Origin of the sequence: Streptomyces mirabilis, from assembly GCF_039503195.1 — a bacterium.
GTDB lineage: Bacteria > Actinomycetota > Actinomycetes > Streptomycetales > Streptomycetaceae > Streptomyces > Streptomyces mirabilis_D.
Genome location: NZ_JBCJKP010000001.1, coordinates 4279563 through 4297579, shown reverse-complemented (window position 1 = coordinate 4297579; position 18017 = coordinate 4279563). Strand labels below are relative to the sequence as shown.

Here is an 18017-nt window from a genome sequence, read left to right as displayed (position 1 = left end):
TCACGGGGTCCCCTTCGCGTACGGTTGACGGCTGCCCAGCACGTCAGAAGGGGGCCCGGTGGCCGCTCAGGCTCAGCAGGAAACCGCGCTCGACCAGATCCACGATTCCGCACAGGACGATTCCGTACGGGATCGTGAGATCAGCGTCGAGCAGCAACATCTGGACCGGGTGTACCGGCGCCTCGAGGAGAAGATCCACGAGGCGGAGTTCCTGATGAACGACGCCGCCCAGCGCGGCCAGGTCGGTACACCGGGGGCGCTCGCGGAGCGCGACGCCCAGGTGTTCCGCGCGGGGATTCATCTGAATCGCCTGAACAACGAGTTCGAGGACTTCCTCTTCGGCCGGATCGACCTGCTCCTCGGGAAGGACGGCAAGAAGGGTCCGGACGGCGCCTACACGGCGGTCGAACCGGCCGAGGGTGTCGTACAGGTGGACGAGACCGGCCAGTACGCCTCCATCGCCGAGACGCTCCACATCGGCCGCATCGGGGTGCTCGACGCGGACTACGCGCCGCTGGTCATCGACTGGCGGGCGCCCGCCGCGGCCCCCTTCTACCGCTCGACACCGGTCGACCCGGGCCGCGTCGTACGCCGCCGGGTCATCCGCTCCAAGGGCCGCAAGGTCCTCGGCGTCGAGGACGACCTGATGCGCCCCGAGCTCAAGGCCACCCTCGACGGCCGGGAACTCCCGGTGATCGGCGACGGCGCCCTGATGGCCGCGCTCGGCCAGGCCCGCAGCCACACCATGCGGGACATCGTGGCGTCCATCCAGGCCGAACAGGACCTGGTGATCCGCGCCCCCGCCGCATCGGTGACCTACGTGGAGGGCGGCCCCGGCACCGGCAAGACGGCCGTGGCCCTGCACCGGGCGGCCTACCTCCTCTACCAGGACCGCCGCCGGTACGCGGGCGGCATCCTGATCGTCTCCCCGACCCCGCTCCTGGTCGCCTACACCGAGGGCGTGCTGCCCTCCCTCGGCGAGGAGGGCCAGGTCGCCATCCGTGCCATCGGCTCCCTCGTCGACGGCGCGGAGGCCACCCTGTACGACTCCCCGGCCGTCGCCCGGGCCAAGGGCTCGTACAGGATGCTCAAGGTGCTGCGGAAGGTCGCCAGGGGCGCGCTGGAGACGCCCGGCGGCAGCCCGGGCCGGTCCACCGCCGCCGGGGACCGGCCGGAGCAGCTCGCCTTCGGCGAGGAGGCCGCGCCGGCCCCCGCGGGCACCCCCACCCGCCTGCGTGTCGTCGCCTTCGGGCGGCGCCTGGAGCTGGAGGCCGCCGAGCTCGACCGCATCAAGCACAACACGCTGAGCGGGACCGCGCCGGTGAACCTGCTGCGCCCGCGCGCCCGCAAGCTGCTGCTGGACGCCCTGTGGGCGAAGTCCGGGGCCGGTACGCGGCACACGGACCCGGAGCTGGCCGCCGAGCTGCGGTCGTCCTTCGACGAGGACGTCGCCTCAGAGGACAGCTTCATCGACTTCCTGAACGCCTGGTGGCCCGAGCTGACCCCGCGGGGCGTCCTTGCCGCGATGGCCGACGAGCGGCGCCTCGGCCGCTGGGCGCGGCGGATCCTCAACCCCGGCGAGGTGCGCCGGGTCGCGCGCTCGCTCAAGCGGGACGGGCTGTCCGTCCACGACGTGGCGATGCTGGACGAGCTCCAGGCGATCCTGGGCATGCCCGTCCGGCCCCGCAAACGCCGGGAGCTGGACCCGCTGGACCAGCTCACCGGTCTCGAGGAGCTCATGCCCGTACGCGAGGAGTCGCAGCGCGAGCGGGCCGAGCGGCTGGCGCAGGAGCGCGTCGAGTACGCGCACGTCATCGTCGACGAGGCGCAGGACCTCACGCCCATGCAGTGGCGGATGGTGGGCAGACGCGGCCGGCAGGCCACCTGGACCGTCGTGGGCGACCCGGCGCAGTCCTCGTGGTCGGACCCCGACGAGGCCGCGGAGGCCCGTGACGAGGCCCTGGGAAGCCGTCCCCGGCGCCGCTTCGCCCTCACCGTCAACTACCGCAACCCCGCCGAGATCGCCGAGCTGGCCGCCAAGGTCCTCGCCCTGGCCATGCCCGGCTCCGAGTCCCCCTCAGCCGTACGGTCCACCGGGGTGGAGCCGCGTTTCGTGGCGACGAACCACGCGGGCGCCGGCACACGGGACTCGCTCGCGCAGACCGTGCGCGCCGAGGCCGCGCGTCTGCTGGACCGGGTGGACGGCACGGTGGGCGTCGTGGTGGCCATGAACCGGCGTGAGGAGGCCGCCCGCTGGCTCGCCGGGCTCGGCGAACGGGTGGTGGCGCTCGGGAGCCTGGAGGCGAAGGGACTGGAGTACGACGCGACGGTGGTCGTCTCTCCGGCGGAGATCGCCGACGAGTCGCCCGCGGGGCTGCGGGTGCTGTACGTCGCCCTCACCCGGGCCACGCAGCAGCTGACGATCGTCTCCGGCGACCGCGACGAACCCGACGCGAACGGGGTGCCGGATCTGCTCCGGGACTGACCCCCGCCGCGGCCGACGCCCCGAATGAACTCTCGGGGTGGGAATTGCCTTACGGGGATCGTTTGTTACGGTGGATGTGACACCGGCCCGATCCAAGCCCCCGGGCCCAACCTTCGTCGCTACGAGCGACCACTTGCCGCGAGGCGAGCATGGCGGGTCGGTGTCACTGAACGAGAAGAGGCTCACGTCATCTGACGTGAGCCTCCTTCGTTGTCCGGCTCACGGTGGCCGACCGTTTCCCCTGAGGTTCACGTACTCTCGTATGGTGGAAGTTGTCTTCCGAATTCGCCCGCCTCGCCTGCGAACAAAACGTTCGCAATCCGGGGCGGCTACCACGTACTGAGGGGTAGGTGCGACGATCGGACGGCATACCCGCGAGACAGCGCGACCCAGCAGTACACGGTGAAAGCAGAGGAAGTCGGCCATGGCAACGGCGCCCAGCGTCTCCTACTCGATTACGGTCCGACTGGAGGTGCCCGCGAGCGGAACCGCGGTCTCCCAGATCACCACGGCCGTAGAGTCCCACGGAGGCTCGGTGACCGGCCTCGACGTGACCGCCTCAGGCCACGAGAAGCTCCGGATCGACGTCACCATCGCGGCGAGCTCCACGGCCCACGCCGACGAGATCGTCCAGCAGCTGCGCGGCATCGAGGGCGTCACGCTGGGCAAGGTCTCCGACCGTACGTTCCTCATGCACCTCGGCGGCAAGATCGAGATGCAGTCGAAGCACCCGATCCGCAACCGTGACGACCTCTCCATGATCTACACCCCGGGCGTGGCCCGCGTGTGCATGGCGATCGCCGAGAACCCCGAGGACGCCCGTCGCCTCACCATCAAGCGCAACTCCGTTGCGGTCGTGACGGACGGCTCGGCCGTGCTCGGCCTCGGGAACATCGGCCCCAAGGCCGCCCTGCCGGTCATGGAGGGCAAGGCGGCCCTCTTCAAGCGCTTCGCCGGCATCGACGCCTGGCCGCTGTGCCTGGACACCCAGGACACCGACGCGATCGTCGAGATCGTCAAGGCCATCGCCCCCGGCTTCGCGGGCATCAACCTGGAGGACATCTCCGCGCCGCGCTGCTTCGAGATCGAGGCCCGGCTGCGCGAGGCCCTCGACATCCCCGTCTTCCACGACGACCAGCACGGCACCGCGATCGTCGTCCTCGCCGCCCTCACGAACGCCCTGCGTGTGGCGGGCAAGGCCATCGGTGACATCAGGATCGTCATGTCCGGCGCGGGCGCGGCCGGTACGGCCATCCTGAAGCTGCTCATCGCCGCGGGCGTCAAGAACGCCGTCGTCGCCGACATCCACGGTGTCGTGCACGCGGACCGCGCGGACCTCGTCGACGCGGCCTCCGATTCGCCCCTGCGGTGGATCGCCGACAACACCAACCCCGAGGGCCTCACGGGCACGTTGAAGGAGGCCGTGCGCGGCGCCGACGTGTTCATCGGCGTCTCCGCCCCGAACGTGCTCGACGGCGACGACGTGGCCGCCATGGCCGACGGTGCCATCGTGTTCGCGCTCGCGAACCCCGACCCCGAGGTCGACCCGGCAATCGCCCGCCAGACCGCGGCAGTTGTCGCCACCGGCCGCTCCGACTTCCCCAACCAGATCAACAACGTGCTGGTCTTCCCGGGCGTCTTCCGCGGCCTCCTGGACGCCCAGTCCCGCACGGTCAACACCGAGATGATGCTGGCCGCCGCGGCCGCGCTCGCGGACGTGGTGACCGAGGACGAGCTGAACCCGAACTACATCATCCCCAGCGTCTTCAACGACAAGGTCGCGGGCGCGGTCGCCGGAGCGGTGCGCTCCGCGGCGAAGGCGGCGGGTGTGACAGCGGCGGAGTAGGGCACTCGACACCGGCGCGGGCGTCGCCGGGGGCTCACCGCCCCCGGATCCGGCGGTGTGACTTGCTGTGACGATCGCCACGACCGCCGCGCGTCGGCGCGTCGCGGGATGCGGGGTCCCCGGCAGCCCTCTAGGGTGGCGGCCAGGCTCAGGCCTCCCAGGCCCTGCGGTCCGCTGCCGGGAGCGGACGGAGCGTCACCACACTGAGGCAGTGGCGCTTTTCGTGTGACTCCCAAGGGTGTTCGTGTGACTCCCAGGGGTGCCGGATTGGCTTTCCCGCCGCAGGTGGGGGCAGGATGCGTCTTCGGGCGCGAGGGTCTGGCTACGGACCCGGGTCCGGGGACCGACCGAGGGCCCTGGCAGCATCGGCTTCGCCGCATCCAACATGCGGCTCCGCCGCGTGGCACGCCTCAACGGCAAGAAGAACACGGGAGTAACAACATGAACCGCAGTGAGCTGGTGGCCGCGCTGGCCGACCGTGCCGAGGTGACCCGCAAGGACGCCGACGCCGTTCTGGCCGCGTTCGCCGAGACCGTCGGCGAGATCGTCGCCAAGGGCGACGAGAAGGTCACCATCCCCGGCTTCCTGACCTTCGAGCGCACCCACCGTGCCGCTCGCACCGCGCGCAACCCGCAGACCGGCGACCCGATCCAGATCCCGGCCGGCTACAGCGTGAAGGTCTCCGCGGGCAGCAAGCTCAAGGAAGCGGCCAAGGGCAAGTAAGCCGCGTTCGTGTGCCACGGGACGGCACACGAACCGCAGTAACGCCAATGGGGCGGCCCCCTTGACCGGGGGGCCGCCCCATCGTCGTACGCACGCCGCGCGCGGGGCGTGTTGCCCGCGCGCCGGCCGTGTTATCCGAGCGCCTTGCCCGGCAGTTCCACCTTGGCGCCCAGTTCCACGAGCTTCTCCATGAAGTTCTCGTAGCCGCGGTTGATCAGGTCGATGCCGTGGACGCGGGAGGTGCCCTGGGCCGCGAGGGCGGCGATCAGGTACGAGAAGCCGCCGCGGAGGTCGGGGATGACCAGGTCGGCGCCCTGGAGCTTGGTCGGGCCCGAAACGACGGCCGAGTGCAGGAAGTTGCGCTGGCCGAAGCGGCAGACCGAGCCGCCGAGGCACTCGCGGTAGAGCTGGATGTGCGCGCCCATCTGGTTCAGCGCGGAGGTGAAGCCGAGGCGGGACTCGTACACCGTCTCGTGGATGATCGACAGCCCCGTGGCCTGCGTCAGGGCGACCACCAGCGGCTGCTGCCAGTCGGTCTGGAAACCGGGGTGGACGTCCGTCTCCAGGGCGATGGACTTGAGCTGCGAGCCCGGGTGCCAGAAGCGGATGCCCTCGTCGTCGATCTCGAACGCGCCGCCCACCTTGCGGTAGGTGTTCAGGAACGTCATCATCGAGCGCTGCTGGGCACCGCGGACGTAGATGTTGCCTTCGGTCGCCAGCGCCGCGGAAGCCCAGGAGGCGGCCTCCAGGCGGTCCGGGAGGGCCGCGTGGGTGTAGCCGCCGAGCGAGTCCACACCGGTGATGCGGATCGTCCGGTCGGTGTCCATGGCGATGATCGCGCCCATCTTCTGCAGTACGCAGATGAGGTCCTCGATCTCGGGCTCCACGGCCGCGTTGGACAGCTCGGTGACGCCCTCCGCGAGCACCGCCGTCAGCAGCACCTGCTCGGTCGCGCCGACGGACGGGTACGGCAGCTGGATCTTCGTGCCGCGCAGCCGCTGCGGAGCCTCCAGGTACTGGCCGTCCGCCCGCTTCTCGATCCGCGCGCCGAACTGCCGCAGCACCTCGAAGTGGAAGTCGATCGGCCGGCCGCCGATGTCACAGCCGCCCAGACCCGGGATGAACGCGTGCCCCAGACGGTGCAGCAGCGGGCCGCAGAAGAGGATCGGGATGCGCGACGAGCCCGCGTGGGCATCGATGTCGGCGACGTTCGCGCTCTCCACGTGCGACGGGTCGAGGATCAGCTCGCCCGGCTCCTCACCCGGACGGACCGTCACGCCGTGCAGCTGCAGCAGCCCGCGCACGACGCGCACGTCGCGAATGTCGGGGACATTGCGCAGTCGGCTCGGAGCGCTGCCCAGCAGGGCGGCGACCATGGCCTTCGGTACGAGGTTCTTCGCACCGCGGACACGGATCTCGCCCTCGAGCGGGGTTCCGCCGTGGACAAGCAGTACATCGTCAGAGCCGTTGACGGTCATGTATCTCGCGTTCCGATGAGTTGGGCAGGAGTATGCGTCGGCAGACCGGTTGGGCGGGAGCCGAAGAGCAAGGGTAATCGCCGCCCACCCCCCTTAAGTAAGCCCAAGGACCGCCCAGCAACGTCATAGCTTTGCCACAACACGAACCGTTCCGCATCGGGCACACGGGGTCACCGACAACGGTGTGCGCGGGTGACGCTTCTCTGCGCCCTGAGCTGCATTCACTCGGGTACGGGTATTGGGTCCCCCTACCCGGGGAAGATGCGGGATCATGTCTGGCATGACCGAGGTGTCCTCGCTCACAGGGCGGCTGCTCGTGGCCACGCCCGCCCTGGCGGACCCGAACTTCGACCGCGCGGTGGTGCTGCTCCTCGACCACGACGAGGAGGGCTCGCTCGGTGTCGTCCTCAACCGGCCGACCCCGGTGGACGTCAGCGACATCCTGGAGGCCTGGGCCGACCTGGCCGGGGAGCCCGGCGTCGTCTTCCAGGGGGGCCCGGTGTCGCTGGACTCGGCGCTGGGCGTCGCGGTGATCCCGGGCGGCGTCGCCTCCGGGGAGCGCGCGCCACTCGGCTGGCGGCGGGTGCACGGCGCGATCGGCCTCGTCGACCTGGAGGCCCCGCCGGAACTCCTCGCCTCGGCCCTCGGCTCCCTGAGAATCTTCGCCGGGTACGCGGGCTGGGGCCCCGGCCAACTGGAGGACGAACTGACCGAGGGCGCCTGGTACGTGGTGGAATCCGAACCGGGAGACGTCTCCTCCCCGTCCCCGGAGCGCCTCTGGCGCGAGGTCCTGCGCCGCCAGCGCAACGAACTCGCGATGGTGGCGACGTATCCGGACGACCCTTCACTCAACTGATGTCCGTGACCTTCAGTACCCTTGGCCTTTATGAGCACTCTTGAGCCTGAGACCCAGCCCCAGCGAGGCACTGGGACGGGAACCCTCGTAGAGCCGACGCCGCAGGTGTCGCACGGCGACGGGGACCACGAGCGCTTCGCCCACTATGTCCAGAAGGACAAGATCATGGCGAGCGCCCTCGACGGCACGCCCGTCGTGGCCCTCTGCGGCAAGGTGTGGGTCCCGGGCCGCGACCCGAAGAAGTACCCCGTGTGTCCCATGTGCAAGGAGATCTACGAGTCCATGGGCGCCGGCGGCGACAAGGGCAAGGGCGGCCAGGACAAGTAACGGGCCCCGCCGAGGACCGGCGGCCCGACGATCACAAGGCCCTCGGGGCGCGTTCGGCGCGCCCCGAGGGCCTTTGCGTCGTGTGCGCCGGAGGTCCTCGCGCCGGGCGGCGTTGCACATGGTGCGCCCCGTGGTCACAGAGTGGTTGAGACCTCTTGTGGACATGTTCATGTAGTCCATAGCCTCCGATGTGTTGTGCAGAGCGAAACCGCCATTGCGTATGTTGCAACGCCCCCCATCGGAGGATGCTCGATGAAGCTCTCTGTGAAGCTGCCCGTGAAGCTCCCCGCCCGAACGGCCGTCGCCCTCGCCGCCCTTGTCGTCGCCACCGCCTGCGCCCCCCAGACCTCCGACAACTCCTCCTCCGGAAAGGACGAGAAGACCGGCACACTGCGGGTCTGGCTCTTCCAGGAGGTCAACAACGGGCCGAAGGAGAAGGTCGTCGACGCGGCCCTCAGCACCTTCAAGAAGGCCCACAAGGACACCAAGGTCACCATCGAGTACATCCCCGTGGAGACCCGCGCCCAGCGCATGAAGGCCGCCTTCAACGACCCGAAGAGCGCCCCGGACGTCATCGAGTACGGCAACACGGACACCGCCGGCTACGTCAAGGACGGCGGACTCGCCGACGTCACCGAGGAGTTCGCCGACTGGAGCGAGGCCAAGGACACCGACCCGACCGCCAAGCAGTCCGTGACGGTGGACGGGAAGATCTACGGCGCCCCGTTCTTCGTCGGCGTCCGCGCCCTCTACTACCGCACCGACATCCTCAAGGACCTCGGCCTCGAAGCCCCCAGGACCCAGGCCGAGTTGATCTCCACCGCCAAGAAGATCCGCGCGGCCGATCCCGACCTCTACGGACTCGTGGTCGGCGGCGCCTACACGTACGGCGCGATGCCCTTCATCTGGTCCCAGGGCGGCGAGATCGCCCAGGGCAAGGGCGGCTCCTACGCCGCGACCATCGACAGCGCGGCCGCCCAGAAGGGCATCAAGGCCTACACCTCGCTGTTCGGCGCCGACAACTGTCCCGCCGCCAAGTGCGCGGGCATGACCGGCAACGACACCGTCACCGCGTTCTCCTCCGGCAAGGCGGGCATGGCCATCGGCGGCGACTTCAGCCATGCCGCGATCGAGGCCGGGAAGATCAAGGGCAAGTACGAGGTCGTGCCGTTGCCCGGTGTGAAGCCGGGCTCGGTCGCCCCGGCCTTCGCGGGCGGCAACAACATCGGTGTCCTGAAGAGCACCTCGCACCGCACCCTCGCCGTCGGCCTGATGGAGCAACTGGCGAGCAAGAAGACCCAGAGCGAGCTCTTCGACGCCATGGGGTTCCTGCCCACGTACACCGACGTGCGGGACGCGGTCGCGAAGAAGCAGCCGTTCGTCGCGCCCTTCGTGAAGACCCTCGCCTCGGGCACCAGGTTCGTGCCCGCCTCGGCCGCCTGGTCCCAGATCGACGCCTCGCTCGTCCTGCCGACGATGTTCCAGGAGGTCATCAGCGGCAAGAAGGGCGTCGCGGCGGCCTCGAAGGACGCGGCGAAGAAGATGAACGACGCGTTCAGCTCCGTGGGGTGAACGGATGACCACGCAAGAGGCCGTCGCCCAACCGGTCACGGTCGCGAAGGCCGTGGCCGCCCTCCCCGGCCGCCGGCGCGCCCGCTGGACCCCCTGGCTCTACCTCGCCCCCGCCCTGGTCGTCCTCGGCGCCCTGCTCGTCTACCCCATCTACCAGCTCGGCCTGATCTCGCTCCTGAAGTACACCCAGGCACAGGTCAGCGGCGGCGAACCGACCGCCTTCGAAGGGTTCGGCAACTACACCACGCTCTTCGCCGACGACCAGTTCTGGCAGGTCCTGACCGCCACGCTGGTGTTCGCGGCGGCCTGCGTGCTCTCCACCCTGGCCGTCGGCTGCGCCCTCGCCGTGCTCCTCACCCGCGTACGGGCCCTGCCGAGGCTCGCGCTGATGCTGGCCGCGCTCGGCGCGTGGGCGACCCCGGCGGTCACCGGGTCCACGGTCTGGCTGTTCCTGTTCGACCCCGACTTCGGGCCCGTCAACCGGGTCCTCGGAATCGGCGACCACTCCTGGACGTACGGGCGCTACAGCGCCTTCGCGCTCGTCCTGCTCGAAGTGGTCTGGTGCTCCTTCCCGTTCGTGATGGTGACGGTCTACGCGGGGATCCGCGCCGTACCGTCCGACGTGCTGGAGGCGGCCGCCCTGGACGGCGCCTCGCAGTGGCGGATCTGGCGCTCGGTGCTCGCACCGCTGCTCCGCCCGATCCTGGTGGTCGTCACCATCCAGTCGGTCATCTGGGACTTCAAGGTCTTCACGCAGATCTACGTCATGACGAACGGCGGCGGCATCGCGGGCCAGAACCTCGTGCTGAACGTGTACGCCTACCAGAAGGCCTTCGCCTCCTCGCAGTACGGCCTCGGCTCGGCGATCGGCGTGGTCATGCTGGTGATCCTGCTGGCGGTCACGCTGGTGTACCTGCGGCTGCTGCGCAGGCAGGGGGAGGAACTGTGAGCCTGATACCCGGCTTCGTACGGCGTCCCCGGCGCCCCTGGCGGCTCGCCGCCGAGACGTCCGCGCTGCTGATCGCGGTGGTCGTCGCCTTCCCCCTCTACTGGATGGTGCTCGGCGCCTTCAAACCGGCCGGGGAGATCGAGTCCACCGAGCCCCGGCCGTGGACGCTTTCGCCCTCCCTGGATTCCTTCCGGCGCGTCTTCGGGCAGCAGGAATTCGGCCGTTACTTCGTCAACAGCCTTGTGGTGGCGGGGTCCGTGGTCGTCGTCTCGGCGCTGATCGCGTTTCTCGCGGCGACGGCGGTCACCCGATTCCGCTTCCGTTTCCGGACCACCCTGTTGATCATGTTCCTGGTCGCGCAGATGGTGCCCGTCGAGGCGCTGACGATCCCCCTCTTCTTCCTGATGCGGGACTTCGGCCGGCTGAACACGCTGGGCTCGCTGATCCTGCCGCACATCGCCTTGTCGCTGCCGTTCGCGATCTGGATGCTGAGAGGTTTTGTGAAGGCGGTTCCCGAGGCGCTGGAGGAGGCCGCGTACATCGACGGGGCGAGCCGTACGCGATTCCTCTGGCAGATCCTTTTCCCGCTCGTCTTCCCGGGGCTGGTGGCCACGAGCGTCTTTTCCTTCATCTCGGCCTGGAACGACTTCCTGTTCGCCAAGTCCTTCATCATCAGCGACACCTCGCAGTCGACCTTGCCGATGGCCCTCCTCGTCTTCTACAAGCCCGACGAGCCGGACTGGGGCGGCGTGATGGCGGCGTCCACGGTGATGACGATTCCGGTGCTCGTCTTCTTCGTACTCGTACAGCGACGCCTGGTCTCCGGCCTCGGCGGAGCGGTGAAGGACTGACGTGAACGATGTGATTCCGGCGCCCCGCGCCGTTAAGGGCCCCATGCGCTGCGGGGTCGAACTCGACGCGGAGACCACCCTGTGGGCCGCTCCCGGCACGGACACCACGGAGCGCTGGCTGCGCGCCACGCTCGGCGCCGCGCTCGGTCTGCCGCTGCGACCAGGGCCGCAGGACGCCCGCAACGCCGTACGGCTGCTCCTCGACGACACCCTGGAGCCGGAGGCGTACAAACTCAGCGTCGTCGTCAACTGGGGCATCGAGATCCGGGGCGGAGGCGCGGCCGGGGTCTTCTGGGGTGCGCAGACGCTGCGTCAACTCCTCGGCCCCGACGCCTTCCGCCGCGCCCCCGTCCGGCCGGGGAGGACGTACGGAATCGCGCACCAGATCATCGAGGACGCCCCTCGGTTCCCCTGGCGCGGTCTCATGCTGGACGTCTCCCGGCACTTCATGCCCAAGGACGGCGTCCTGCGTCATCTCGACCTCATGGCCGCCCACAAACTCAATGTCTTCCACTTCCACCTCACCGACGACCAAGGCTGGCGTGTTCAGATCAAGCGGTATCCGAAGCTGACGGAGGTCGGATCCTGGCGGGCGCGCACGAAATTCGGCCATCGTGCCTCGCCCCTGTGGGAGGAGAAGCCGCACGGGGGCTTCTACACGCAGGACGACATCCGCGAGATCGTCGCGTACGCGGCCGAGCGGCATATCGGTGTCGTCCCCGAGATAGACATCCCGGGGCACTCGCAGGCCGCCATCGCCGCGTATCCGGAACTGGGCAACACCGACGTCATCGACACGACCTCCCTGACCGTCTGGGACACCTGGGGCATCTCCAAAAACGTACTCGCCCCCACTGACAACACCCTGCGCTTCTACGAGGGGGTGTTCGAGGAACTCCTGGAGCTCTTCCCGGCGGACGCCGGTCCGTTCCCGGGGTTCTCGGGGTCCGCGCCGTTCTCGGGGTTTGTGCACATCGGCGGCGACGAGTGCGCCAAGGACCAGTGGAAGCGATCGCCCACCGCGCAGGCGCGCATCAGGGAACTGGGGCTCGCGGACGAGGACGAGTTGCAGTCCTGGTTCGTCCGGCACTTCGACAACTGGCTCTCCGCGCGCGGGCGTCGGCTGATCGGCTGGGACGAGATCCTGGAGGGCGGGCTGGCCGAGGGGGCGGCGGTGTCCTCGTGGCGGGGCTACCAGGGCGGCGTCACGGCCGCCCGCGCCGGCCACGACGTGGTCATGTGCCCCGAGCAGCAGGTGTACTTGGACCACCGTCAGGCCGCGGGCCCGGACGAGCCGGTACCGATCGGATATGTCCGCACCCTGGAGGACGTCTACCGCTTCGAACCCGTTCCCTCCGGGCTCACCGAGGCGGAGGCCCGGCATGTGCTGGGCACTCAGGCGAACGTGTGGACCGAGGTGATGGAGGACCCCGCGCGTGTGGACTACCAGACCTTCCCCCGGCTCGCGGCCTTCGCCGAGGTCGCCTGGAGCGCCCTGCCCGCCCCCGCCGAGCGGGACTTCGCCGACTTCGAGCGGCGGATGGCCGCCCACTACGGGCGACTCGACGCCCTGGGCGTGGCCTACCGCCCGCCCACGGGCCCCCTTCCGTGGCAGCGGCGCCCAGGTGTGCTCGGACGTCCGATCGAGGGGGCGCCCCCAAACGTGTGAGGTGACCCCCGACCGGCGTGTCCCGGCCCGTTCCCCCCGGCGCAGTGGCCCCACAAGGCAAAAGACACCCAAGGGCCACCGAAGAGTGGCAATTCGTACTGACCGGCGATGCCGTAGGAAAACGGACCATCTCGCTGGTGAGGGGGCGAATGCCTCCTAGCGGACCCCCGCGTCGAGGGCCGGGGAAGATGTGCCAGAGTTGCCACGTCCGCCCTGTCAGCACGTACCGTACGCGCAACACAGGTGGGACCAGGTGGGGCAGCGGGAAGGGGCAGCCGGTTTGACCACGCACGCACCGCAGGCGGCGCAGGCCGTGACGCTGCCCGCCTCGCTGGACGAGGCAGTGGCGGCGCTGGCCGCCGTGCCCGCCGCCGTCCCCGTGGCCGGCGGCACCGACCTCATGGCCGCCGTCAACTCCGGACAGCTGCGGCCCGCCGCGCTCGTCGGCCTCGGCCGGATCAGCGAGATCCGCGGCTGGCAGTACCAGGACGGCCACGCGCTGCTCGGCGCCGGCCTCACCCACGCCCGCATGGGGCGCCCCGACTTCGCGGCCCTCATCCCGGCGCTCGCCGCCGCCGCGCGCGCCGCGGGCCCGCCGCAGATCCGCAACGCGGGCACCCTGGGCGGCAACATCGCCTCGGCGGCCCCCACGGGGGACGCGCTGCCCGTGCTGGCCGCACTGGAAGCCACGCTGATCATCGCGGGCCAGGGCGGAGCCCGCCGCGAGATCCCGGTGTCGCACCTGCTCGCGGGCATGGAGATGCTCCGCGGCGGGGAACTCATCGGCTACGTGCGTGTGCCGCTGCTGCACGCGCCGCAGGTCTTCCTGAAGGCGACCGGACGCACCGGACCCGGGCGCGCCATCGCGTCCGTGGCGCTCGTCCTGGACCCGGCGCGGCGCGGTGTGCGGTGCGCCGTGGGTGCCATAGCGCCGATGCCGCTGCGGCCCCTGGACGCGGAGGCGTGGGTCGCCCAGCTGATCGACTGGGACAACAACCGGGCGATCGTGCCGGAGGCGCTCAACGCCTTCGGGGAGTACGTCGCCGCGGCCTGCATCCCCGACCCCGTCCCGGCCGAGGACGGCTCCGTACAACCGCTTCCGCCCGCTGTACTGCACCTGCGGCGCACCGTCGCCGCGCTGGCCCGACGAGCACTGGGGAGGGCACTGTCGTGACCGACGACCAGCACGGAGAGGGCACTCCGCGGACCCGCGGCAGGTGGGACCCCCTCCCACAGGGGGACTACGACGACGGCGCCACCGCCTTCGTCAAGCTCCCCGAGGGCGGAATCGACGCCCTTTTGGCGGAACGTGAGACGCCTCTCGCGGCGCCCGGCCACGGCTACGTGCCCCCCCGGATCACCACCGCGCCCCCGGCGGCCGACCCCGGGGCGACGGGCACCTGGGCCACGCCGGCCGAGGCCGTCCAGTGGCCGGACCCCAACGCCGCGCACCAGGAAGCCGTGCGGCACGAGCCCGGGCATCAGCAGGCCGCGCACGACGGGTTCTCGTACCACCCCGGCGCCACCGGGCAGTGGGACTTCGGGGAGGCCGCCCGGGAGGGCGCCTCCTCCGGTCACCAGCCGGCCGACGCGCCCGGACACGACGTCACCGGACAGTGGTCGATTCCCGTCGCCGGAGGTGATCTTCCGGACGAATCGGGCGAGTTCACCACGTCGGCCCTGGTCGAGCAGTGGGGCGGCACGCCGCCCGCCACGCTCCCGGGCGGCGCGGCGGCGCCCTGGGCGACCTCGGAGATCGGCGAGCCGTGGTCCGCCGCGCCGCGCGCGGCGACCCCCGAGGCCCCGGGGGCCTCCGAGGGCCCCGTGGAGCCCGCGCGACACATGCGTGCGGAATCGGCCGCCGAGGCCGCCCGGACGGCCGCGCAGGCCGCTCACGAGGCTCCTGAGCCGGTCGCCGGGCCCACGCCCGCGACGGCCGATGCGTACGGGACCCCGGACGGGGCCGGACCGGACCACGACCCGGCCACGCGAACTGCTCCGGCAGCGGTCCCGGAGGACTCCTCGGAGCACCTTTCGGAGCATCTCTCCGAGCACCCTTCGGAGCACCCGGAGACCCCGGCACCGGACGCCCCCGCCGCGCAGGCGGGCGACCCGGACACCCCCGCGCCGCCCCCGCATGACGAACACCCCCTGGCCTCCTACGTCCTGCGCGTCAACGGCGCCGACCGCCCCGTGACCGACGCCTGGATCGGCGAGTCGCTGCTCTACGTCCTGCGCGAGCGCCTCGGCCTCGCGGGCGCCAAGGACGGCTGCTCGCAGGGCGAGTGCGGAGCCTGCAACGTGCAGGTGGACGGGCGGCTCGTGGCGTCCTGCCTGGTGCCCGCCGTCACCGCCGCGAGCAGTGAGGTGCGTACGGTCGAAGGCCTCGCCGCCGACGGACAGCCCTCGGACGTGCAGCGCGCCCTCGCCAAGTGCGGCGCGGTGCAGTGCGGTTTCTGTGTCCCGGGCATGGCCATGACCGTGCACGACCTCCTCGAGGGCAACCCGGCCCCCACCGAACTCGAGTCCCGCCAGGCGCTGTGCGGCAACCTGTGCCGCTGCTCCGGCTACCGCGGGGTCCTGGACGCCGTACGCGAGGTCGTCGCCGAACGCCAGGCGCACAGCGCGGCAGCCGCCGAGGCCGCGCCGGACGCGGGCGAGCCGCGCATCCCGCACCAGGCGGGGCCCGGCGCGGGCGGCGTCAACCCCTCGGCGTTCGAGGACCCTTCTCCGTACGACTCCCAGGCGCCGCATGAGCAGCCGTACGGCCAGGACGGAGGCCAGGCGTGAGCAACGAGACCGCGACCGCGACTCCCGCGGCACCCGACACCGGCCCCGAGCCGCTGCCGCACGGGCTCGGCGTGTCGCTGCCCGCCGCGGAGGCCCGCGCCAAGACGGAGGGCACCTTCCCGTACGCGGCCGACCTGTGGGCCGAGGGCCTGCTGTGGGCGGCCGTGCTGCGCTCGCCGCACCCGCACGCGCGCATCGTGTCCATCGACACCAGCCACGCGCGCGAGATGCCCGGCGTACGGGCGGTCATCACCCACGAGGACGTGCCCGGCTCCGCCCTGCACGGCCGCGGCCGCGCGGACCGCCCGGTGTTCGCCTCCGAGGTCGTACGCCACCACGGCGAACCCATCGCGGCCGTCGCCGCCGATCACCCGGACACCGCGCGGATGGCCGCCGCGGCCGTCATCGTCGAGTTCGAAGTACTCGACCCGGTGACCGACCCCGAGCAGGCGTTCGAGGCCGAACCCCTGCACCCCGACGGCAACCTGATCCGGCACATCCCGCTGCGCCACGGCGACCCGGACGCGGTCGGTGAGGTCGTCGTCGAGGGCCTGTACCGCATCGGTCGCCAGGACCCGGCCCCGATCGGCGCCGAGGCCGGACTCGCCGTGCCCCGCCCGGACGGCGGTGTCGAGCTCTACGTCGCCTCCACCGACCCGCACACCGACCGCGACACCGCCGCCGCCTGCTACGGCCTGGAGCCCGAGCGGGTGAAGGTCGTCGTCACCGGAGTGCCCGGCGCCACCGCCGACCGCGAGGACCAGGGCTTCCAGCTCCCGCTCGGCCTGCTGGCCCTGCGGACCGGCTGCCCGGTGAAGATCACCGCGACCCGCGAGGAGTCCTTCCTCGGTCACGCCCACCGGCACCCCACCCTCCTGCGCTACCGCCACCACGCCGACACCGAGGGCAGGTTGGTGAAGGTCGAGGCGCAGATCCTGCTCGACGCGGGCGCCTACGCCGACACGTCCGCCGAGTCGCTGGCCGCCGCGGTCTCCTTCGCCTGCGGTCCCTACGTCGTCCCGAACGCCTTCATCGAGGGCTGGGCCGTGCGCACCAACAACCCGCCCTCCGGCCATGTGCGCGGCGAGGGCGCCATGCAGGTCTGCGCCGCCTACGAGGCGCAGATGGACAAGCTCGCCAAGAAGCTCGCCCTCGACCCCGCCGAACTGCGCCTGCAGAACGCGATGGCCACCGGGGATGTGCTGCCGACGGGCCAGACGGTGACCTGCCCGGCCCCGGTCGCCGAACTGCTCCAGGCCGTACGCGACTACCCCCTGCCCGCGCTCCCCAAGGACACCCCCGAGGACGAGTGGCTGCTCCCGGGCGGCCCCGAGGGCGCGGGCGAACCCGGCGCCGTACGCCGTGGGGTCGGCTACGGCCTCGGCATGGTCCACATGCTCGGCGCCGAGGGCGCGGACGAGGTCTCCACGGCCACGGTCAAGGTCCACGACGGCGTCGCCACGGTGCTGTGCGCGGCCGTCGAGACCGGCCAGGGCTTCACCACCCTGGCCCGCCAGATCGTCCAGGAGACCCTCGGCATCGACGAGGTGCACGTGGCACCGGTCGACACCGACCAGCCGCCCGCGGGCCCCAGCTGCCGGGGCCGCCACACCTGGGTGTCGGGCGGAGCGGTCGAACGCGCCGCGAAGATGGTCCGTACGCAGCTGCTGCAGCCCCTGGCGCACAAGTTCGGCATGTCCACGGAGCTCCTCCAGATCACCGACGGCAAGATCACCTCGTACGACGGCGTGCTCTCGACCACCGTCACGGAGGCGATGGACGGCAAGGAGCTGTGGGCCACCGCGCAGTGCCGCCCGCACCCGACCGAGCCGCTGGACGAGGCGGGCCAGGGCGACGCCTTCGTGGGCCTGGCCTTCTGCGCGATCCGCGCGGTGGTGGACGTGGACATCGAACTGGGCTCGGTACGGGTGGTGGAGCTGGCGCTCGCCCAGGACGTCGGCCGGATCCTCAACCCCGCCCAGCTCACGGCCCGCATCGAAGCGGGCGTCACCCAGGGCGTCGGTGCCGCGCTCACGGAGAACCTCCGCACCGCCCGCGGTCTGGTCCGTCACCCCGACCTCACCGGTTACGCCCTCCCGACCTCCCTGGACGCCCCCGACATCCGCATCGTCAAGCTCGTCGAGGAGCGCGACGTCGTCGCCCCCTTCGGCGCGAAAGCGGCCAGCGCGGTGCCGGTCGTGACGTCCCCGGCGGCCGTCGCGTCCGCCGTACGGGCGGCGACGGGCCGCCCCGTCAACCGTCTCCCGATCCGTCCGCAGGCCGCCGTGGTGACCACGTCATGAGTACCCCCGAGCCGACGACCCACGACCCCGAGCCGACGACCCACCTCCCCGAGCAGCCGCGCTACGAGCCCCCGCCGAGCGTCGGGAAGCTGGCGCTGGGGGTACTGCTGTTCGTCGTGGCGGCCGTGGTGGTCGTCCTGGGCGGCCTGTACCTCACCTGAGCCGGGC

General features: G+C 71.2%; 14 protein-coding genes. 13 read left to right on the top strand and 1 reads right to left on the bottom strand.

The features are described 5' to 3' along the window. Window positions 1-58: 58 nt before the first annotated feature. The 3 genes from AAFF41_RS19970 to AAFF41_RS19960 all read left to right on the top strand — a co-directional run bounded on the left by AAFF41_RS19970 (window position 59) and on the right by AAFF41_RS19960 (window position 5054). Window positions 59-2485, top strand: coding sequence for a HelD family protein (locus tag AAFF41_RS19970; RefSeq protein ID WP_343324357.1), 2427 nt, complete (start codon window positions 59-61; stop codon window positions 2483-2485). A 424-nt stretch (window positions 2486-2909) separates the two neighbouring features. Next, window positions 2910-4331: an NAD-dependent malic enzyme gene (locus AAFF41_RS19965; protein WP_319747559.1), complete on the top strand. Its 1422-nt coding sequence runs from the start codon at window positions 2910-2912 to the stop codon at window positions 4329-4331. Between the two features lie 441 nt (window positions 4332-4772). After that, complete coding sequence (locus AAFF41_RS19960) at window positions 4773-5054, top strand: HU family DNA-binding protein (protein WP_007382399.1); 282 nt, start codon at window positions 4773-4775, stop codon at window positions 5052-5054. A gap of 131 nt (window positions 5055-5185) precedes the next feature. Here the strand turns inward: AAFF41_RS19960 and murA are convergent, their stop codons facing one another. Further along, window positions 5186-6532, bottom strand: coding sequence for a UDP-N-acetylglucosamine 1-carboxyvinyltransferase (murA, locus tag AAFF41_RS19955; protein WP_054229659.1), 1347 nt, complete (start codon window positions 6530-6532; stop codon window positions 5186-5188). 280 nt (window positions 6533-6812) lie between these two features. Here murA and AAFF41_RS19950 point away from each other — a divergent pair, with 280 nt between their 5' ends. From AAFF41_RS19950 to AAFF41_RS19905, 10 genes are all read left to right on the top strand, one after another. Beyond that, a complete protein-coding gene (locus AAFF41_RS19950; protein ID WP_054229660.1) occupies window positions 6813-7388 on the top strand; it encodes a YqgE/AlgH family protein in 576 nt (191 codons plus the stop codon). Window positions 7389-7418: 30 nt separating this feature from the next. Further along, entirely contained in the window at window positions 7419-7715 is a 297-nt protein-coding gene (locus AAFF41_RS19945; RefSeq protein WP_075029065.1) for a DUF3039 domain-containing protein, read from the top strand. Window positions 7716-7991: 276 nt separating this feature from the next. Then, a complete protein-coding gene (locus AAFF41_RS19940; RefSeq protein WP_319748013.1) occupies window positions 7992-9287 on the top strand; it encodes an extracellular solute-binding protein in 1296 nt (431 codons plus the stop codon). 4 nt (window positions 9288-9291) lie between these two features. Beyond that, window positions 9292-10236, top strand: coding sequence for a carbohydrate ABC transporter permease (locus AAFF41_RS19935; protein ID WP_319747561.1), 945 nt, complete (start codon window positions 9292-9294; stop codon window positions 10234-10236). Window positions 10237-10238: 2 nt separating this feature from the next. Beyond that, a complete protein-coding gene (locus AAFF41_RS19930) occupies window positions 10239-11087 on the top strand; it encodes a carbohydrate ABC transporter permease (protein WP_388412137.1) in 849 nt (282 codons plus the stop codon). A 1-nt stretch (window position 11088) separates the two neighbouring features. Beyond that, window positions 11089-12756: a beta-N-acetylhexosaminidase gene (locus tag AAFF41_RS19925; RefSeq protein ID WP_319747565.1), complete on the top strand. Its 1668-nt coding sequence runs from the start codon at window positions 11089-11091 to the stop codon at window positions 12754-12756. A 280-nt stretch (window positions 12757-13036) separates the two neighbouring features. After that, entirely contained in the window at window positions 13037-13930 is an 894-nt protein-coding gene (locus AAFF41_RS19920) for an FAD binding domain-containing protein (protein ID WP_343324355.1), read from the top strand. After that, complete coding sequence (locus tag AAFF41_RS19915) at window positions 13927-15546, top strand: 2Fe-2S iron-sulfur cluster-binding protein (RefSeq protein WP_343324354.1); 1620 nt, start codon at window positions 13927-13929, stop codon at window positions 15544-15546. Before AAFF41_RS19920 ends, AAFF41_RS19915 begins: the two co-directional genes overlap by 4 nt. Beyond that, complete coding sequence (locus AAFF41_RS19910; protein WP_319747571.1) at window positions 15543-17849, top strand: xanthine dehydrogenase family protein molybdopterin-binding subunit; 2307 nt, start codon at window positions 15543-15545, stop codon at window positions 17847-17849. The genes AAFF41_RS19915 and AAFF41_RS19910 overlap by 4 nt, the downstream gene beginning before the upstream one ends. Beyond that, entirely contained in the window at window positions 17846-18010 is a 165-nt protein-coding gene (locus AAFF41_RS19905) for a hypothetical protein (RefSeq protein WP_319747573.1), read from the top strand. The genes AAFF41_RS19910 and AAFF41_RS19905 overlap by 4 nt, the downstream gene beginning before the upstream one ends. The last annotated feature ends 7 nt before the right edge of the window (window positions 18011-18017 follow it).